Here is an 11,899-nt window from a genome sequence, read left to right as displayed (position 1 = left end):
GTCGTGATCGATCTGGGGGAGTACGGAGCGCGGTTCACCGAGGATCCGCATCCGGTCTACGCCGAGTTACGCGCGCTCGGTCCGGTGCACCGGGTCAGACTGCCGGCGCCGGACGCGACGCATGAGACATGGCTCGTCGTGGGGTACGAGGAGGCGCGGGCCGCGCTCGCCGACCCGCGGCTGGCCAAGAACCCGGACACGGCGGGGTTCCTCTTCTACGGAGAGGAACTGATCGGCAGGCACATGCTGTTCGCCGACCCACCGCAGCACACCCGGCTCCGGACCCTGATCGCGGGCGAGTTCACCGGCCGGCGGGTCGCGGCCCTGCGCCCGCGGATCCAGGAGATCGCCGACGAACTGCTCGACGCGATGGTTCCGCGCGGCCAGGCCGACCTCGTCGAGTCCTTCGCCTATCCGCTCCCGTTGACCGTGATCTGCGAGCTGCTCGGGGTGCCCGAGCCGGACCGGGCCGCCTTCCGCGCCCTGTCCACGGAGACGGTCGCTCCCACCAGCGCCGAGAGCGAGCAGAAGGCCTGGGCCCAACTCGCCGACTATCTCGACGAACTCATTGAGGACAAGCGGTGCGCGGGTCCCACCGGCGACCTGCTCAGCGGTCTCATCCGCACCACGGCCGAGGACGGCGACCGGCTCTCGCCGGGGGAACTGCGCGGCATGGCGTTCCTGCTCCTCGTCGCCGGACACGAGACGACGGTCAATCTCATCTCCGGCGCCGTCCGGGCCCTGCTCGGCCACGCGGACCAACTCGCCGCGGTCCGGGCGGATATGACGCTTCTGGACGGCGTCATCGAGGAGACGCTGCGCCACGACGGCCCGGTGGAGAACGCGACCTTCCGCTATGCCGCCGAACCGCTCCACATCGGTGGCACAGCGATCGCGGCGGGGGAAGAGGTGATGATCGGCCTCAGCGCGGCCGACCGCGACGCGGCGCGCTATCCGGAGCCCGACCGCTTCGACCTCCGGCGTGAGTCCCGCGGTCATCTCGCCTTCGGGCATGGCATCCACTACTGTCTGGGCGCGCCGCTGGCCCGGCTCGAAGCCCAAGTGGCCCTGCGCTCCTTGCTGGAGCGGTGCCCGGACCTGGCGCTCGACGGGCCGCCGAGCGGCTGGCTGCCCGGCATGCTGATGAGAGGTGTGCGCCGGATGCCGGTGCGCTGGTGAGCGGCCCGGTGCCGTGTGAGGAGCGTCGCCCGTGCTGCGTACGGCGGAGATCACCGCGGAGTTGACCGGTCTTGAGGACTCCCGGCATCGCCTCTACTGGCGCTCCCTGCTGGAGTTCACCCTCGATTGCTTCATCTGCGAGCGGACCGGTCGGACCACGGTGTTCGAGCGCGGCGCCGAGCAGGCGCTGTGCTCCGGCAGCCGCAGCGGCCTCCAGCGCCACCACACCGCGGGGAGGATCGCGGCGTTCGACACCACGAGCGGCCGGGAGCGGCTGGCCGTCCGGGCGCTGGTCGACTTCTGGTGGGCGCCCTTCACCGACACACGGGACGACCGGAAGGCTGCCGCGCCCACCAGCCACCCCTGGGTGCGGCTGCACCTCGCCTATCACTGCCCGGAGGCGGACGAGTCGGGCACCGCGAGTATCCAGACCAACCAGGTCCGGCCGCACCACCTGACGTGCAAGCACTGCGACCGGCGGCTCGGCCTCGACGGCGAGACCCCCGCCGTCCGGCTCCTGGGGTGAGGGTCCGGACGGCGGGATGCCCGGCCGCCCAGCGTCGGACGGGCCGCCGGGCGCCGGACGCCTCGTGCCGGCTCGCGACCGCCGCCTCCCGGGAGCGAACGAGACCCCTCGGTCGTCAGAGCCTGCCGCCCGGGATCTCCGCCGGAGACACCGGGCGCCGCTCGCGCCGGGACACTTCGCAGGCCTCGGCGATCCGCAGTGCCTCCAGTGCCTCGCGGCCGTCGCAGGGATTGGCGCGCTCGCCGCGGACCACCTCGACGAACGCGGCGAGCTCCGCCTCGTACGCGGGGCCGAAGCGTTCCAGAAAGCCCGTCCACGGCTTGTCCGCGGGCGGCGGTCCGGCCGGTTCGGTCGAGGCGATCGGCGTGCGGTCGTCCAGACCGACGGCGATCTGATCCAGCTCGCCGGAGAGTTCCATGCGCACGTCGTAGCCGGCGCCGTTCACGCGGGTGGCCGTCGCCGTCGCGAGCATGCCGTCGTCGAAGGTGAGGACGGCCGCGCCGGTGTCGATGTCGTTCGCCTCGCGGAACATCGGGGGCCCGGCGTCGGAGCCGGTCGCGTACACCTGGACGACCTCGCGGCCGCTGACCCAGCGCAGCATGTCGAAGTCGTGGATCAGGCAGTCGCGGTAGAGACCGCCGGAGAGCGGGAGGTAGTCGGCCGGGGGCGGCGACTGGTCCGACGTCATCGCGCGCACGGTGTGCAGCCGGCCGAGCCGGCCCGAGCGCACGGCCTCGCGGGCGGCGGTGTACCCCACGTCGAAGCGGCGCTGGAAGCCCATCTGCAGAACCGTTCCCGCGGCGTCGACCTCGGCGAGCGCGGCCAGCGTGCCCGCCAGGTCGAGAGCTATGGGCTTCTCGCAGAAGACCGGGAGTCCGGAGCGTGCCGCCCGGCCGATCAGCTCGGCGTGGGCCGAGGTGGCGGCCGTGATGACCACCGCGTCCACGCCCCAGGTGAAGATCTCGTTCACGGTGGGCGCAGCCGTCGCGCCCAGTCGGTCCGCCAGCCGCTGGGCCCGTACGGGATCCGCGTCCGTGACGATGAGGGAGCCTCCGACCTCACGGTGACGACTGAGAGTGGCCGCGTGAAATGTACCGATACGGCCCGCTCCGATGAGTCCGATGCGCATGGGAACAAACTGGGGGGCGACCCGTCGCGCTGTCAATGGTTTGTCCGGACAATCGAACTTCACAACTTCCCGTCAACATGTCCCGGGGCTACGCTCGATCCGTGGCCAAACCAGTTGTGGATCCGACCGTGTCGCTCCAGCTCGGCGTCGACCGCACCAGTCCGGTCCCGCTGTACTTCCAGCTCTCGCAGCAGCTCGAGGCCGCCATCGAGCACGGAGCGCTGACCCCCGGGAGCCTCCTCGGCAACGAGATCGAGCTCGCCGCGCGGCTCGGTCTGTCCCGCCCCACGGTCCGCCAGGCCATCCAGTCCCTCGTCGACAAGGGGCTGCTCGTGCGGCGCCGGGGCGTCGGTACGCAGGTCGTGCACAGCCAGGTCAAGCGCCCCCTCGAACTCAGCAGCCTCTACGACGACCTGGAGTCGGCCGGCCAGCGCCCCGCGACGCAGGTGGTCGTCAACACCGTCGAACCGGCGTCCACCGAGGTCGCGGCCGCACTGGGGGTGCCCGAGGGCAGCGAGATCCACCGCGTCGAACGGCTGCGTCTCGCGCACGGGGAGCCGATGGCGTACCTCTGCAACTTCCTGCCCCCCGGGCTGCTGGAACTCGACAGCGACCGCATGGAGGCCACCGGCCTCTACCGGCTGATGCGCGGGGCCGGCATCACCCTCCACAGCGCCCGCCAGTCCGTCGGGGCCCGCGCGGCCGGAGCGGACGAGGGGGAGCGGCTCGGCGAGCCGGCCGGGGCCCCGGTCCTCACCATGCAGCGCACCACGTTCGACGACACCGGCCGCGCCGTCGAGTTCGGCTCCCACATCTACCGCGCCTCGCGCTACTCCTTCGAGTTCCAGCTCCTCGTACGGCCCTGACCCGCCTCCCGGAGGCCGTCTCCCAGCGCGCGCGGGAACCGTGATTTGGGCGGATGATCCCAATGATCGATACTTGGCCGTTTGGGCCGGTGCGAATCCGGTCCGCACGGGCCCGCCGGAGGGCCCCCGGGCCGGTCCTCACGGCCCGGCACACCAAGAGCACGGCAAGAAGGGCACGGCCTCGTGGCACGGACACGGACCTGGGTGGGCATCGCGCTGGCGGGGGCGCTGACGGTCTCCCTCGCGGGATGCAGCAGCACCGGGGGCAAACGAGCCGAGGATGCCCGCAAGGCGGCCGCGGCCCAGGGCAGGGCCGCGGTCAACACGCCCCGGTGGACCTTCGCGATGATCACCCACTCGGGCGACGGCGACACCTTCTGGGACATCGTCCAGAACGGCGCCAAGCAGGCCGCCGTCAAGGACAACATCAACTTCCTGTACTCGCACGACGACGAGGCCCAGCAGCAGGCGCAGCTCGTGGACGCCGCCGTGGACAAGAAGGTCGACGGCATCATCGTCACGCTGGCCAAGCCCGACGCCATGAAGGCCGCCGTCGCCCGGGCCCGCAAGGCGGGCATCCCGGTGATCACGGTGAACTCCGGCTCCGAGGAGTCGAAGGCCTTCGGCGCGCTCACCCACATCGGCCAGGACGAGACGATCGCCGGAGAGGCCGTCGGCGAGGAACTGAACAAGCGGGGCCGCGAGAAGGCCCTGTGCGTCCTGCACGAACAGGGCAACGTCGGCCACGAGCAGCGCTGCGCGGGCATCAAGAAGACCTTCGACGGGACCGTCGAGAACCTCTACGTCACCGGCACCAACATGCCCGACGTCCAGTCCTCGATCGGCGCCAAGCTCCAGGCCGACAAGTCGATCGACTCGGTCGTCACGCTCGGCGCCCCCTTCGCGGACACCGCCGTCAAGGCCAGGAACGACGCGGGCAGCAAGGCCGAGATCGACACCTTCGACCTGAACGCGAAGGTCGCCGCCGAGCTGAAGAACGGCACCCTCGGCTTCGCCGTCGACCAGCAGCCCTGGCTCCAGGGGTACGAGGCCGTGGACCTGCTCTGGCTGTACAAGTACAACGCGGACGTCCTCGGCGGCGGCAAGCCCGTCCTGACCGGACCGCAGATCATCACCAAGGACCAGGCCTCCGAGCTGGAGCGCTACGCGGATCGGGGGACCCGATGACCGCCACGGCACCCGCGCCGGCGCCCGGCCCCCGGACCGACGAGCGCCTCCTGAAGACCTCTCCCTGGCGCAAACTGCTGAGCCGCCCCGAGCTCGGCTCGGTGGTCGGCGCGCTCGCGGTGTTCGTGTTCTTCGCGCTGTTCGCGGACAGTTTCGTACGCGCCTCCAGCCTCAGCACGGTCCTGTACGCGGCGTCGACCATCGGCATCATGGCCGTCCCGGTCGCGCTGCTGATGATCGGCGGCGAGTTCGATCTCTCCGCGGGCGTCATGGTGACCAGCTCCGCGCTGATCTCGTCGATGTTCAGCTACCAGATGACGGCGAACGTCTGGGTCGGTGTGTTCGTCTCGCTCCTCGCCACCCTCGCGATCGGCGTCTTCAACGGCGTCATGCTGACCCGCACCGACCCGCCCAGCTTCATCATCACGCTCGGCACCTTCCTGATGCTGACCGGCATGAACCTCGGCTTCACCAAGCTGATCAGCGGCACGGTCTCCACCAAGTCGATCTCCGACATGGAGGGCTTCTCCTCCGCCAAGGACGTCTTCGCCTCGACGATCACCATCGGCGGCGTCGACTTCAAGATCACCATCCTGTGGTGGCTGGTCCTGGTCGCCGTGGCCACCTGGATCCTGCTGCGCACCCGCGTCGGCAACTGGATCTACGCCGTCGGCGGCGGCGAGGAGGCGGCCCGCGCGGTCGGCGTCCCGGTCGACAAGACCAAGATCGGCCTCTACATGGGCGTCGCCTTCGGCGCCTGGATCTCGGGACAGCATCTGCTGTTCTCGTTCGACGTCGTGCAGTCCGGCGAGGGCGTCGGCAACGAACTGATCTACATCATCGCGGCCGTCATCGGCGGCTGTCTGATCACCGGCGGCTACGGCTCCGCGATCGGCGCGGCCGTGGGCGCGCTGATCTTCGGCATGGTCAGCAAGGGCATCGTGTTCGCCGAGTGGAACCCCGACTGGTTCAAGTTCTTCCTGGGCGTGATGCTGCTCCTCGCGACCCTGCTCAACCACTGGGTCCGCAAGCGCGCGGAGGCCACGAAGTGACGACGGAGAAGATGACCGAGGAATCCGCCGCCGCGCGGCGCCCGGCGCTCGTCGAGCTCGACGACGTCAGCAAGTACTACGGCAACATCCGCGCCCTCGAAGGGGTCTCCCTCGAGGTCCACGCGGGCGAGATCACCTGTGTGCTCGGCGACAACGGCGCGGGCAAGTCCACCCTCATCAAGATCATCGCGGGTCGCCACCGGCACGACGGCGGCACCCTGCGCGTCGAGGGCGAGGAGACCCGGCTTGCCTCCCCGCGCGAGGCCCTGGACCGCGGCATCGCCACCGTCTACCAGGACCTCGCCGTCGTCCCGCTGATGCCGGTCTGGCGGAACTTCTTCCTGGGCTCCGAGCCCCGGAAGGGCTTCGGCCCGTTCAAGCACCTCGACGTCGACCACATGCGGCGCACGACCCACGCGGAACTCCTGCGCATGGGCATCGACCTGCGCGACGTCGACCAGCCGATCGGCACCCTCTCCGGAGGCGAGCGCCAGTGCGTGGCGATCGCGCGCGCCGTCCATTTCGGCGCCAAGGTCCTCGTCCTCGACGAGCCCACGGCCGCCCTCGGCGTGAAGCAGTCCGGTGTGGTGCTCAAATATGTGGCCGCCGCACGGGACGCCGGACTGGGTGTTGTGTTCATCACCCACAATCCGCATCACGCCTATCTCGTGGGTGATCGTTTCGTCCTGCTGAAGCGCGGCACCATGTCGGGCAGCTACACCCGGGACGGGATCACGCTGGACGAGCTGACGCGCCAGATGGCGGGCGGAAGCGAGCTGGACGACCTGCGGCACGAGCTGGAGAACCGTGCCCTGTGAGGGCCGCGGGGCCATGACCCGGACGGCCCCGCGGACCGGGCGGACCGGGCCACAGACGGCCCACAGGTCACCTGTGTCACCGCGCTTCCACGGTGCGGCCCCGGTGCGGCGTAAGGCAGAATCGGCGCGATGAGCACCTACCGCGACCTCGCGCTGCCCCGAGCTCTCGGCTCCGCTCGCGCGGGGAGCACCCCCATCGGCTCCGCGCGCGCCACCGTCCTGCGGACCGTGGGCACACGCGAGCGCCGTTCCCATCTGACGGCACCCCGCGTCCCCACCGTCGGCATCGACATCGGCGGCACGAAGGTGATGGCGGGCGTGGTGGACGCCGACGGCAACATCCTGGAGAAGGTCCGCGCCGAGACGCCGGACAAGTCCAAGAGCCCCAAGGTCGTCGAGGACACCATCGTCGAACTGGTGCTGGACCTCTCCGACCGGCACGACGTGCACGCCGTCGGCATCGGCGCGGCCGGCTGGGTCGACGCCGAACGCAACCGCATCCTGTTCGCCCCGCACCTGTCCTGGCGCAACGAGCCGCTGCGCGACCGCCTCGCGGGCCGGCTCGCGGTGCCCGTCCTGGTCGACAACGACGCCAACGCCGCCGCCTGGGCCGAGTGGCGGTTCGGCGCCGGACGCGGCGAGGACCACCTCGTCATGATCACCCTGGGCACCGGCATCGGGGGCGCGATCCTCGAGGACGGCCAGGTCAAACGCGGAAAGTTCGGGGTCGCCGGAGAGTTCGGCCACATGCAGGTCGTGCCCGGCGGCCATCGCTGCCCGTGCGGCAACCGCGGCTGCTGGGAGCAGTACAGCTCCGGCAACGCGCTCGTGCGCGAGGCCCGCGAGCTCGCCGCGGCCGACTCCCCGGTGGCGTTCGGGATCATCGAGCACGTCAAGGGCAACATCGGCGACATCACCGGCCCGATGATCACCGAGCTGGCCCGCGAGGGCGACGCCATGTGCGTCGAACTCCTCCAGGACATCGGGCAGTGGCTCGGGGTCGGCATCGCCAACCTGGCCGCCGCCCTCGACCCGTCCTGCTTCGTCATCGGCGGCGGGGTGAGCGCGGCCGACGACCTGCTGATCGGTCCCGCCCGCGACGCCTTCCGCCGGCACCTCACGGGCCGCGGCTACCGCCCCGAGGCACGGATCGCGCGCGCCCAGCTCGGCCCCGAGGCCGGCATGGTCGGCGCCGCCGACCTCGCACGGCTGGTCGCCCGCCGTTTCCGGCGCGCCAAGCGACGCCGCGTGGAGCGCTACGAGCGGTACGAGCGCTACGCCGAGACCCGCCGCACGACGCAGCAGGAGTCGCGGTGACCGCCTCGCTCCCCCGTCAGGCGACCTCCCCGGACGAGCCCCAGCGGCCGCCCGAGGACCCGCGCCACAAGTTCCGCCGCCGCGCGCTGACCCTGCTGATCATCGTGCTGCTCATCGGCGTGCCCGCCGGCTACCTGGTGATCTCCGCCGACCAGAGCCGCAACAGCGGCAAGGACAAGGAGGAGAAGTACTCGGCGACCGGCCTCACCTCGGGCTGGCCCTCGCGCGTCCAGCGCCGCCTCTACCAGGTGCCCATCCCCGGCAAGTCCACCGACGTCGCGTACTACGAGACGAACAACTGGAAGACCAGCCGGCTGTACGTCCAGTTCGGCACCACCCAGAAGGGGCTCGACACGTTCCTCAAGGGCGTCGGCACCAGCCGTGCCGCCCTGAAGAAGGACCACATCACCATCAGCGACCGCAACCAGAAGGTCGTCGGATGGGAGTTCACCGGCCCCGGCCCCTGGTGGGGACTCGTCCACAAGCAGAAGGACCCCGCGCCCACCCAGGACATCGTCGTGAACGGCTCCGAGACGGACCACCCGATGGTCTACATCGTCTCGCGCACGATCCCGTAGCGCCGGGCCCCGCCACACCGGGCCGGGCCAGGTGACGAGGCCCGTCGCAGCCCGCCGCGGAGGCGGGAGCCGATTGTCAGACCCCGCCCGTAGAGTCGAAGACAACTGATTCGACCGAAGGGCGGGAGGTGACCGGGCGTATGCGGGACGGGGTGGAAGCGATGACCGCGCGGACGCCTTCCGCGGGCGTGCCCTCGGCCTGGGCACCCTCCGCCTCCACGGCGGACGCCCGGCCGCGCGAGCTCGCCCGGCCGTCCGCCGAGCTGCCGCCCTCCACGCGGCTCGCCGCCGTCTTCCTGCCCGCGCCGCTGCCCCGCGAGGGACGCGTCGCGTTCTGGGACCCGCACGGGGAGCCCCCGCCCGCCGAGGACGACGGGGACGGCCCGCGGCCCGCGGACCACTCCGAAGGGGCCACCGCACCCGGGACGCGAGCGTCCGGGCCCGAGCACACCGAACTGACAGTCGTACGACCGCACGGCTCGGGCGTCCGCAGGAGCACCGTCCCCGCGGTGACCCTCTCGGTCGCCGAGGCACTCCCGCTGCTGGCCGGGGCCCGGCGCGACCCGGCGGCCCACCCCGCCACCGTCTGCTGGGGCGCCGCCGCGCTCCACGCGCTGCGCCTGGTCGCCCGCGGACGCCTGCTGCCGGGACTCACCCCCGGCGGCTTCGACGCCTGGCGCGCGGGCCCCCTGGACCCGGAGGACATCGCCCACCTGAGGTCGGTGGCCGAGGCCCTCCCGTACGAGGGACACGCCGTCCCCCTGCCCGGCAGGGGACCGGTGCGGCTGCCCGAGCCGGAAGCCCTGGTGCGGTCGTTCCTGGACGCCGTCGCCGACACCCTGCCCCGCACCCCCGCCGCGCCCCACACCTCCGGCGGACCCTTCGCGGCCCGCGCGCCGCAGCGGCTGACCGGCGCACACGACTGGGCCGCCGAGGTCGCCGCCGGCATGGACGCGGGGGTACGGATCTCGCTGCGTCTTGACCTGTCCGCCCACCAGCTCTTCGACGACGGAGAGGGAGCGCGGCGCGCGGGCGCCGCCGTCGTCCAGGTGCACAGCCTCGCCGACCCCACGCTTGTCGTGGACGCGGCCGCCCTGTGGGCGGGCGACGCCGACACGGTGTTCGGGCCCCGCGCCCGCGTCGACGCCGCCCTCGCCGTCCGCCGCGCGGCCCGGGTCTGGCCACCCCTCGACCGGCTGTCCGAGCAGGACGTCCCGGACGTGCTCGCGCTCTCCGAGGAAGAGCTGTCGGATCTGCTCGGAGTCGTCGCGACCCGGCTCGGCGCCGCCGGTGTCGCCGTGCACTGGCCCCGGGACCTGGCGCACGATCTGAGCGCCGCCGCGATCGTGCGCCCCGCGCCCGGCTCGGCGACCGACGGGACGGGATTCTTCGAGAGCGAGGAACTGCTCCAGTTCCGCTGGCAGTTGGCCCTCGGCGGAGATCCCCTCAGCGAGGCCGAGATGGACGCGCTGGCCGAGGCCCACCGGCCCGTCGTCCGGCTGCGCGACCAGTGGGTCCTGGTCGACCCCGCCCTCGTCCGCAAGGCCCGCAAACGCGAACTGGGCCTGCTCGACCCGGTGGACGCCCTGTCCGCCGCGCTCACCGGAACCGCCGAGGTCGACGGCGAGACGGTCGAGGCGGTGCCCGTCGGCGCCCTCGCCACCCTGCGCGACCGCCTCACCGCGGGCGTGACCCCCGTCGAACCCCCACCCGGCCTGGACGCCCGCCTGCGGGACTACCAACTCCGCGGCCTCGCCTGGCTCGACCTCATGACCTCCCTCGGGCTCGGCGGCTGCCTCGCCGACGACATGGGCCTCGGCAAGACCGTCACGCTCATCGCGCTCCACCTGAAGCGGGCCCGCAGCGAACCGACGCTGGTGGTCTGCCCCGCCTCGCTCCTCGGCAACTGGCAGCGGGAGATCACCCGTTTCGCGCCCGGCGTCCCGGTGCGCCGCTTCCACGGCCCCGACCGCACCCTCGACGGCCTCGACGGCGGCTTCGTGCTCACCACGTACGGCACGATGCGCTCGGCCGCCGCCCACCTCGCCGACCAGCGCTGGGGCATGGTCGTCGCGGACGAGGCGCAGCACGTCAAGAACCCCTACTCGGCGACGGCGAAGGCCCTGCGCACGATCCCGGCCCCCGCGCGCGTCGCGCTCACCGGCACGCCCGTGGAGAACAACCTCTCCGAACTGTGGGCCCTGCTGGACTGGACGACCCCGGGACTGCTCGGCCCCCTCAAGTCCTTCCGCGCCCGGCACGCCCGCGCCGTGGAGAACGGCGAGGACGAGGAGGCCGTGGCCCGGCTCGCCCGGCTGATCCGCCCGTTCCTGCTCCGCCGCAAGAAGTCCGACCCCGGCATCGTCCCCGAACTCCCGCCGAAGACGGAGACGGACCACCCCGTCCCGCTCACCCGCGAACAGGCCTCTCTGTACGAGGCGGTGGTCCGCGAGTCCATGCTGACGATCGAGACCACCGACGGCATCGCCCGCCGGGGACTCGTCCTCAAACTGCTGACCTCCCTCAAGCAGATCTGCAATCACCCGGCCCTGTTCCTCAAGGAGGACGTACGCGAAGCCGCGCGGGGGACCTCCCCACGCTCCGGCAAACTGGCCCTGCTCGACGAGCTGTTGGACACCCTGCTCGCCGAGGACGGCTCGGCCCTCGTGTTCACGCAGTACGTCGGCATGGCCCGCCTCATCACGGAACATCTGACCGCCCGCGCCGTCCCGGTCGAGCTCCTGCACGGCGGTACGCCGGTCGCGGACCGCGAACACATGGTGGACCGCTTCCAGAGCGGGGAGACCCCCGTCCTGGTGCTGTCGCTCAAGGCGGCCGGCACCGGTCTGAACCTCACCCGCGCGGGCCATGTCGTCCACTTCGACCGCTGGTGGAACCCGGCCGTCGAGGAGCAGGCCACCGACCGCGCCTACCGCATCGGCCAGACCCAGCCCGTCCAGGTGCACCGCCTCATCACCGAGGGCACGGTGGAGGACCGCATCGCCGAGATGCTCGAAGCGAAGAGGGCCCTCGCCGACGCGATCCTCGGCTCGGGCGAGGCGTCCCTGACGGAGCTCACCGACCGCGAACTGTCCGACCTCGTCTCGCTCCGGAGGCCGTCATGACCGGGACCGGGGGAGAGGAGCCCCGCGTGCCCGAGACCGAGTCCGGCGAACCGGCCGACGGCACCGAGCCCCGAGGCCCCGTGACCGAGGAGGGCCCCGTCACTGGGGAGGACTCCGTGAC

The 11,899-nt window shown here is 72.0% G+C and carries 10 protein-coding genes; 9 read left to right on the top strand and 1 reads right to left on the bottom strand.

Annotation, left to right across the window (positions count from 1 at the left end; all coding sequences use genetic code 11):
- Positions 1–3 precede the first annotated feature (3 nt).
- Both ACFRIC_RS22055 and ACFRIC_RS22050 read left to right on the top strand, forming a co-directional pair.
- Entirely contained in the window at positions 4–1,179 is a 1,176-nt protein-coding gene (locus ACFRIC_RS22055) for a cytochrome P450 (RefSeq protein WP_382788229.1), read from the top strand.
- Positions 1,180–1,210: 31 nt separating this feature from the next.
- Positions 1,211–1,705: a hypothetical protein gene (locus ACFRIC_RS22050; protein WP_382788227.1), complete on the top strand. Its 495-nt coding sequence runs from the start codon at positions 1,211–1,213 to the stop codon at positions 1,703–1,705.
- Positions 1,706–1,820: 115 nt separating this feature from the next.
- Here the strand turns inward: ACFRIC_RS22050 and ACFRIC_RS22045 are convergent, their stop codons facing one another.
- A complete protein-coding gene (locus tag ACFRIC_RS22045; protein ID WP_382788225.1) occupies positions 1,821–2,834 on the bottom strand; it encodes a Gfo/Idh/MocA family oxidoreductase in 1,014 nt (337 codons plus the stop codon).
- Between the two features lie 128 nt (positions 2,835–2,962).
- On the opposite strand from ACFRIC_RS22045, the gene ACFRIC_RS22040 reads away from it, so the two are divergent.
- From ACFRIC_RS22040 to ACFRIC_RS22010, 7 genes are all read left to right on the top strand, one after another.
- The gene (locus ACFRIC_RS22040) at positions 2,963–3,700 is read left to right on the top strand and encodes a GntR family transcriptional regulator (RefSeq protein ID WP_382788748.1); all 738 of its coding nucleotides are present in this window, start codon (positions 2,963–2,965) and stop codon (positions 3,698–3,700) included.
- Positions 3,701–3,883: 183 nt separating this feature from the next.
- A complete protein-coding gene (locus tag ACFRIC_RS22035; protein ID WP_382788223.1) occupies positions 3,884–4,888 on the top strand; it encodes a sugar ABC transporter substrate-binding protein in 1,005 nt (334 codons plus the stop codon).
- Positions 4,885–5,940 (top strand): ABC transporter permease, encoded by a 1,056-nt coding sequence (locus ACFRIC_RS22030; RefSeq protein WP_382788221.1) that lies wholly within the window; start codon positions 4,885–4,887, stop codon positions 5,938–5,940. The genes ACFRIC_RS22035 and ACFRIC_RS22030 overlap by 4 nt, the downstream gene beginning before the upstream one ends.
- 11 nt (positions 5,941–5,951) lie before the next feature.
- Positions 5,952–6,758: an ATP-binding cassette domain-containing protein gene (locus ACFRIC_RS22025; RefSeq protein ID WP_382788745.1), complete on the top strand. Its 807-nt coding sequence runs from the start codon at positions 5,952–5,954 to the stop codon at positions 6,756–6,758.
- 129 nt (positions 6,759–6,887) lie between these two features.
- Positions 6,888–8,075, top strand: coding sequence for an ROK family glucokinase (locus ACFRIC_RS22020; protein WP_382788219.1), 1,188 nt, complete (start codon positions 6,888–6,890; stop codon positions 8,073–8,075).
- On the top strand, positions 8,072–8,653 hold the full coding sequence (locus tag ACFRIC_RS22015; protein ID WP_382788217.1) for a sugar kinase: 582 nt from the start codon (positions 8,072–8,074) through the stop codon (positions 8,651–8,653). The genes ACFRIC_RS22020 and ACFRIC_RS22015 overlap by 4 nt, the downstream gene beginning before the upstream one ends.
- A 161-nt stretch (positions 8,654–8,814) precedes the next feature.
- Complete coding sequence (locus tag ACFRIC_RS22010; protein ID WP_382788215.1) at positions 8,815–11,778, top strand: SNF2-related protein; 2,964 nt, start codon at positions 8,815–8,817, stop codon at positions 11,776–11,778.
- Positions 11,779–11,899: the final 121 nt, after the last annotated feature.

Origin of the sequence: Streptomyces sp. NPDC056738 (assembly GCF_042790435.1) — a bacterium.
Lineage (GTDB): Bacteria > Actinomycetota > Actinomycetes > Streptomycetales > Streptomycetaceae > Streptomyces.
The sequence above is the reverse complement of the archived record's forward strand: the minus strand, read 5'-3'. Positions and strand labels throughout refer to the sequence as shown.

Bases quoted from the DNA above. Each gene is read 5' to 3' on its own strand.
- ACFRIC_RS22045 (WP_382788225.1), bottom strand. From the start codon at position 2,834: ATGCGCATCGGACTCATCGGAGCGGGCCGTATCGGTACATTTCACGCG.
- ACFRIC_RS22030 (WP_382788221.1), top strand. From the start codon at position 4,885: ATGACCGCCACGGCACCCGCGCCGGCGCCCGGCCCCCGGACCGACGAG.
- ACFRIC_RS22025 (WP_382788745.1), top strand. From the start codon at position 5,952: ATGACCGAGGAATCCGCCGCCGCGCGGCGCCCGGCGCTCGTCGAGCTC.
- ACFRIC_RS22020 (WP_382788219.1), top strand. From the start codon at position 6,888: ATGAGCACCTACCGCGACCTCGCGCTGCCCCGAGCTCTCGGCTCCGCT.
- ACFRIC_RS22010 (WP_382788215.1), top strand. From the start codon at position 8,815: ATGACCGCGCGGACGCCTTCCGCGGGCGTGCCCTCGGCCTGGGCACCC.